This window comes from Streptomyces adelaidensis (assembly GCF_016598475.1).
GTDB classification, from domain to species: domain Bacteria; phylum Actinomycetota; class Actinomycetes; order Streptomycetales; family Streptomycetaceae; genus Streptomyces; species Streptomyces adelaidensis.
In genome coordinates, this window is sequence record NZ_JAEMUX010000173.1 from 1 (window position 1) to 5,649 (window position 5,649).

A 5,649-nucleotide genomic window follows, 5' to 3' on the forward strand; every position below is an offset into this window, starting at 1 on the left:
ACCTGTCGAGCGACATCATCCGGCTCTTCACCGCGGCTCTGGATGAAGTGGGCGTCGAATGGAGACTCGCGAACGCCCGCAGCGTCTCCATCGCCCGCCAAGCCTCAGTAGCCCTCATGGACACCCACGTAGGCCCCAAGTACTGACACCCCCTACTTCGGACTGTCGTCCTCCCCGATGTGATGCACCCGCACCATGTTCGTCGAGCCCGCGACCCCAGGCGGGGATCCCGCCGTGATCACCACCACGTCCCCCTTCTTGCAGCGGCCGTACTTCAGCAACAGCTCGTCCACCTGGTCGACCATCGCGTCAGTCGACTCCACGCGCGGGCCGAGGAACGTCTCCACGCCCCACGTCAGGTTCAGCTGGGAGCGGGTCGCCGGGTCGGGGGTGAAGGCCAGCAGTGGAATCGGGGACCGGTAGCGGGAGAGGCGGCGGGCTGTGTCGCCGGACTGGCTGAAGGCGACGAGGAACTTCGCGTCGAGGAAGTCGCCGATCTCCGCTGCCGCGCGGGCGACCGCGCCACCCTGGGTGCGGGGTTTGTTGTGTTCGGTCAAGGGCGGGAGGCCCTTCTCCAGCATGTCCTCTTCGGCCGCCTCGACGATCCGGGCCATCGTGCGGACCGTCTCCATGGGGTGCTTGCCGACGCTGGTCTCGCCGGAGAGCATCACGGCATCCGTGCCGTCGAGGACCGCGTTGGCGACGTCGCTCGCTTCCGCCCTCGTCGGGCGGGAGTTGTTGATCATCGATTCGAGCATCTGGGTGGCGACGATGACCGGCTTGGCGTTGCGCTTGGCGAGTTTGATGGCGCGTTTCTGGACGAGGGGGACTTGTTCGAGGGGCATTTCGACGCCGAGGTCGCCGCGGGCGACCATGATGCCGTCGAAGGCGGCGACGATGTCGTCGATGGCGGCGACCGCTTGGGGCTTCTCGACCTTGGCGATGACGGGGAGCCGGCGGCCTTCCTCGTCCATGATGCGGTGGACGTCGTCGATGTCGCGGCCGCTCCTCACGAACGAAAGCGCGATGACGTCGAAGCCCGTGCGCAGGGCCCAGCGGAGGTCTTCTTCGTCCTTCTCCGAGAGGGCCGGCACCGAGACGGCGACGCCTGGCAGGTTGAGGCCCTTGTTGTCGGAGATGACGCCGCCTTCGAGGACCCGCGTGTGGACTTGGGGTCCGTCTACCGCTGTGACTTCGAGGGTGACTTTGCCGTCGTCGATGAGGATGCGTTCGCCGGTGGTGACGTCGGTGGCGAGGCCTTTGTGGGTGGTGGCGCAGATGTGGCTGTTGCCTTCGGTGTCCGGTTCGACGGTGATGGTGAAGGTGTCGTCGCGTTCAAGGAGTACGGGGCCTTCGGTGAAGCGGCCGAGGCGGATCTTCGGGCCTTGAAGGTCGGCGAGTATGCCTACGCTGCGGCCGGTTTCGTCGGAGGCCTTGCGGACGTGGTGGTAGCGGTCCTCGTGTTCGGCGTGGTGGCCGTGGCTGAGGTTGAAGCGGGCTACGTCCATTCCGGCTTCGACCAGGGCTTTGATCTGGTCGTAGGAGTCGGTGGCGGGTCCGAGGGTGCAGACGATTTTTGCTCGGCGCATGGTGTGAGCCTAGGGCTTACCGGTGGGTAGCGATTTGGTGGTGTGTGACTACTCAACGGCCTTTGGGTGAAGGGCATTTGACAAGTTTTGAAGTGGGCGCGGGGGTGCTCCGATGGGCGGGTCGGGGCACCTCCGCGGGGGTGTTTTAGAGCTGTGGTGGTGCCATGGTGAAGCGGGCGTTGACTTGTGCGTGGACGCGTTGGCGTTGGGGTTCGAGGTCGAGGGGGGCGGGGGTGTCGTCGGCTGCGGCGGCCATGGAGCGCATGCGGGCGCCGGGGGCGGCGGGGCGCAGGGGTTGGGGGGTTTCGGCGCCGATGTCGGCGAGTTCGACGAGGGCGGCGAGGGTGGTGCCGAGGGCGTCGGCGTATTCGCGTGCGCGTTGTACGGCTTCGCGTACTGCTTGTTGTCGGGCTTGTCTGTGGGCGGGTGAGGTGGGGCGGAGGGTCCACCAGGGGCCGTCGATGCGGGTGAGGTCGAGGTCGGCGAGGCGGGTGGTGAGTTCGCCGAGGGCGGTGAAGTCGGTGAGTTCGGCGGTGATGTGGACGCGGCCGTGGTAGGCGTGGATGCGTTCGTTGCGGGCTTTTTCCTTGAGTTCGGGGGTGATGGAGAGGGCGCCTGTTTCGAGTCGTTCGACTGCTTCGCCGTAGGTTTTGATGAGGTCGAGGACGGTGGTGTTGCGGCGGGTGAGGTCGTCGAGGGCGGTGCGTCGGTCTTTGCCGCGGGCGAGGACGGTGACTCGGATGCGGGCTGTTTCGGGGTCGACTTCGAGGTGGGCTTCGCCGCGGACGGCGATGCGGGGTGCGTCGGGGGTGCCGTAGGGGACGGCGGTGGGTGGGGTGTCTTCGGGGCTGGTGGTCATACGTCCCACTCTGTCACCGGTGGTGGGGGTGGTGATCTGGGTGGTCATCAGATCGAAACCTGGTGGGTCTGTTGTGGTGGGGGCGGTTCGGGTCAGAATCTACGCGCGTTGTCGCATGTGTCTTGTGGGTTGTTGTGCTGTGTTGTCTACGCGCGTTGAGATTCGTTTCCTCCGAGGAGTATCCCGAGATGGCCTTGAATCGCCGGAAGTTTCTGAAGAAGTCCGCTGTGACCGGTGCGGGGGTGGCGGTGGCGGGTACGGCCATGGCTCCGAGTGCGCAGGCGGCCGAGGTGACGGGTGGCGGGCGGAAGGCTCCGAAGCGGTACAAGTTCACCGTGATGGGGACGACGGACCTGCACGGCAATGTCTTCAACTGGGACTATTTCACGGACAAGGAGTTCGACGACAAGGCGCACAATGACGTCGGTCTCGCGAAGATCTCCACGTTGGTCGATCAGGTCCGTGCGGAGAAGGGTCGCCGCAACACGCTGCTCATCGACGCCGGCGACACCATTCAGGGTACGCAGTTGTCGTACTACTACGCGAAGGTGGATCCGATCACCGCCAAGGGTGGTCCGGTGCATCCGATGGCGCAGGCGATGAACGCGATGGACTATGACGCGGCAGCGCTCGGTAACCACGAGTTCAATTACGGTATCCCGGTGTTGCGGAAGTTCCAGGAGCAGTGTCGTTTCCCGCTGTTGGGTGCGAACGCGCTGGATGCGAAGACGTTGCGGCCGGCTTTTCCGCCGTACAGCATGCATTGTCTGCGTACGCCGCACGGGCGTGATGTGAAGGTGGCGGTGCTCGGGTTGACGAATCCGGGTATCGCGATCTGGGACAAGGCGAACGTGCAGGGGAAGATGACGTTCCCGGGGCTTGAGGAGCAGGCGGCGAAGTGGGTGCCGAAGCTGCGGTCGATGGGTGCGGATGTTGTGATCGTGTCGGCGCACAGTGGGTCTTCCGGTACTTCTTCGTACGGTGATCAGTTGCCGTACATCGAGAACGCGGCGGGGCTTGTGGCGGAGCAGGTGCCGGGGATCGACGCGATTCTTGTGGGGCATGCGCACACGGAGATCGCGGAGTACTTCGTCACCAACAAGGAGACCGGCAAGCAGGTTGTGCTGTCGGAGCCGTTGAAGTGGGGGCAGCGGTTGACGCTGTTCGACTTCGAGTTGGTGTGGGGAAAGGGTCGCTGGACGGTGGAGAAGGTCGCCGCGAAGGTGCTCAACTCCAATGCGGTGGCTGAGGATCCGAAGATCGTGAAGATGCTGGGTGACGAGCACGAGAAGGTCGTGGCGTATGTCAACCAGGTGATCGGTACGAATGCCGCGGAGATGACGTCGGTGGAGGCGCCGTACAAGGATGTGGCGATCATCGATCTGATCAACCATATTCAGGCCGACACGGTGAAGCAGGCGTTGGCGTCGACGGAGTACGGGTCGCTGCCGGTGTTGTCGCAGGCTGCGGCGTTCTCGCGGAGTGCGGTGATTCCGGCGGGGAATGTGACCATTCGGGATGTGGCGGGTCTGTATGTCTTCGAGAACACGTTGGAGGCGCGTCTGATGACGGGTGCGCAGATGAAGGCGTATCTGGAGTTCTCGGCGAACTACTTTGTGCAGACGGCGGCAGACGCGGTGGTTGATCCGGCGGCGCTGACGAATGCGAACGGGACGCCGGACTACAACTATGACGCGGTGAGTGGTCTGTCGTACGAGATCGATATCGCGAAGCCGGCGGGGTCGCGTATCGCGAATGTGTTGTTCGAGGGTGTGGCGTTGGCGGATGACGAGCGGTTCGTGTTCGCGGTGAACAACTATCGGGCCAACGGCGGCGGTAATTTCCCGCATGTCGCCGCGGCCCAGTTGTTGTGGTCGAACTCGGATGAGATCCGTAACACGATGATCGCGTGGGTGACGGCGAAGGGGTCGGTCGATCCGGCGGCGTTCGCTTCGGTGGACTGGAAGCTGACGCGGAACGGTACGCCTGTTTTCTAGAGGTTCAGGAGTGAGAGGTCCACGGCGTCGGCGATGGCTTTGGCGCCGGCGTCGTTGACGTGGAGGCCGTCGCCGCTGTTGTAGTCGTCGTGGATGCGGGTGGGGTGGTTGGGGTCGGCGACGGCGGCGGCGATGTCGATGACGGCGTCGAAGGGGTGGCGGTCGCCGAGGAGCCAGGTGTTGACCTCGGCGCGTACGGCTTGGCCTTCTTCGCTGTCGTAGCCGGGGTAGACGGTGCCGGCGTAGGGGCCGAGGGTGGCGCCGATGACGGTGAGTCCGGCGGTGTGGAGTCGGTCGGCGAGGGTGGTGAGTCCGGCGATGAGGTCGGCGGCCGTGGGTAGTTTGGCGGGTTCGGGGAAGGCGATGGCGCCGGGCAGGCCGAGGTCGTTGAGGCCGGTGTGGATGATGGCGTGGCTGGCGCCGGGTACGTCGAGGACGTCGCGTTCGATGCGGGACAGCAGGTGGGCGCCGATCTCGTCGGTGAGGAGTCGGTTGCCGGAGATGCCGGTGGCGACGATCCAGCCGTTGGTGAGGCGGCGGTCGAGTTGGGCGGGGAAGCTGCTGCCGGTGCCGGGGGTGGTGGCCATTCCTTCGATCCAGGAGTCTCCGAAGGCGACGGCGATGCGGGTGGTGTCGGGGGCGAGGACGTCGATGCCGGTGACGAAGTGGCCGGTGATCAGTTCGTCGGTCTCGTCGAGGGATTCGGCGGTGAGCTGGTCGCCGGGGACGGCGTGGCCGATGTCGTAGGGGATCGCGGTGTGGGTGGTCAGGCCGGTGTCGCCGGGGAGGTAGAGGTTGAGGGCGTATTCGTCGCCGGCGGTGACGGTGCCTTCGACGGGGTCGCTGATGGTGTCCTGGCCGGCGGGGATGGTGGTGGTCGTGGTCGTGGTGCCGGCGAAGCGGAGGGTGACGTCGGTGGTGGGGTCGATGGTGCTGGCTTCGGTGCGGCGGGCGAGGTGGGCGCCGCCGATGTCGAGGGGTGTGGTGCCGTAGCGGTTGCTGAGGCGGATGCGGAGCGCCTCGCCGTTGCCGGCGGGGCGCAGGGTCTGGCGGACGGTCTGGTTGGTGAAGCTTCGGACCTCGAAGAGTTTGAAGGCTTCGTGGGGGTCGATGACGGCGGAGCGGTGGGCGGCGATCCAGGTGTGGCCTGTGGGGGTGTGGGCTGCGGCTGTGTGCTCTGTGCCGGAGTGGTCTGTGCCGGAGT

Annotated in this window: 4 protein-coding genes; 1 reads left to right on the top strand and 3 read right to left on the bottom strand. The window is 65.6% G+C overall.

Annotation, left to right across the window (positions count from 1 at the left end; all coding sequences use genetic code 11):
• Positions 1 to 152: 152 nt before the first annotated feature.
• Both pyk and I8N67_RS40730 read right to left on the bottom strand, forming a co-directional pair.
• Positions 153 to 1,589, bottom strand: a complete 1,437-nt coding sequence (gene pyk / locus I8N67_RS40725) for a pyruvate kinase (protein ID WP_200309353.1) — start codon at positions 1,587 to 1,589, stop codon at positions 153 to 155.
• Between the two features lie 145 nt (positions 1,590 to 1,734).
• Complete coding sequence (locus tag I8N67_RS40730) at positions 1,735 to 2,448, bottom strand: SIMPL domain-containing protein (protein ID WP_200309355.1); 714 nt, start codon at positions 2,446 to 2,448, stop codon at positions 1,735 to 1,737.
• 188 nt (positions 2,449 to 2,636) lie between these two features.
• Between I8N67_RS40730 and I8N67_RS40735 the strand changes: the two genes are divergently transcribed.
• On the top strand, positions 2,637 to 4,445 hold the full coding sequence (locus I8N67_RS40735) for a 5'-nucleotidase C-terminal domain-containing protein (protein ID WP_200309354.1): 1,809 nt from the start codon (positions 2,637 to 2,639) through the stop codon (positions 4,443 to 4,445).
• On the opposite strand, the gene I8N67_RS40740 is transcribed toward I8N67_RS40735, so the two are convergent.
• Positions 4,442 to 5,581: a GDSL-type esterase/lipase family protein gene (locus I8N67_RS40740; RefSeq protein ID WP_200309356.1), complete on the bottom strand. Its 1,140-nt coding sequence runs from the start codon at positions 5,579 to 5,581 to the stop codon at positions 4,442 to 4,444. The two genes, I8N67_RS40735 and I8N67_RS40740, sit on opposite strands and share 4 nt — an antisense overlap.
• Positions 5,582 to 5,649: the final 68 nt, after the last annotated feature.

What these genes read in the sequence shown, in the direction of transcription:
- pyk (WP_200309353.1), bottom strand. Translation starts at nt 1,589, where the DNA reads ATGCGCCGAGCAAAAATCGTCTGCACCCTCGGACCCGCCACCGACTCC.
- I8N67_RS40735 (WP_200309354.1), top strand. Translation starts at nt 2,637, where the DNA reads ATGGCCTTGAATCGCCGGAAGTTTCTGAAGAAGTCCGCTGTGACCGGT.
- I8N67_RS40730 (WP_200309355.1), bottom strand. Translation starts at nt 2,448, where the DNA reads ATGACCACCAGCCCCGAAGACACCCCACCCACCGCCGTCCCCTACGGC.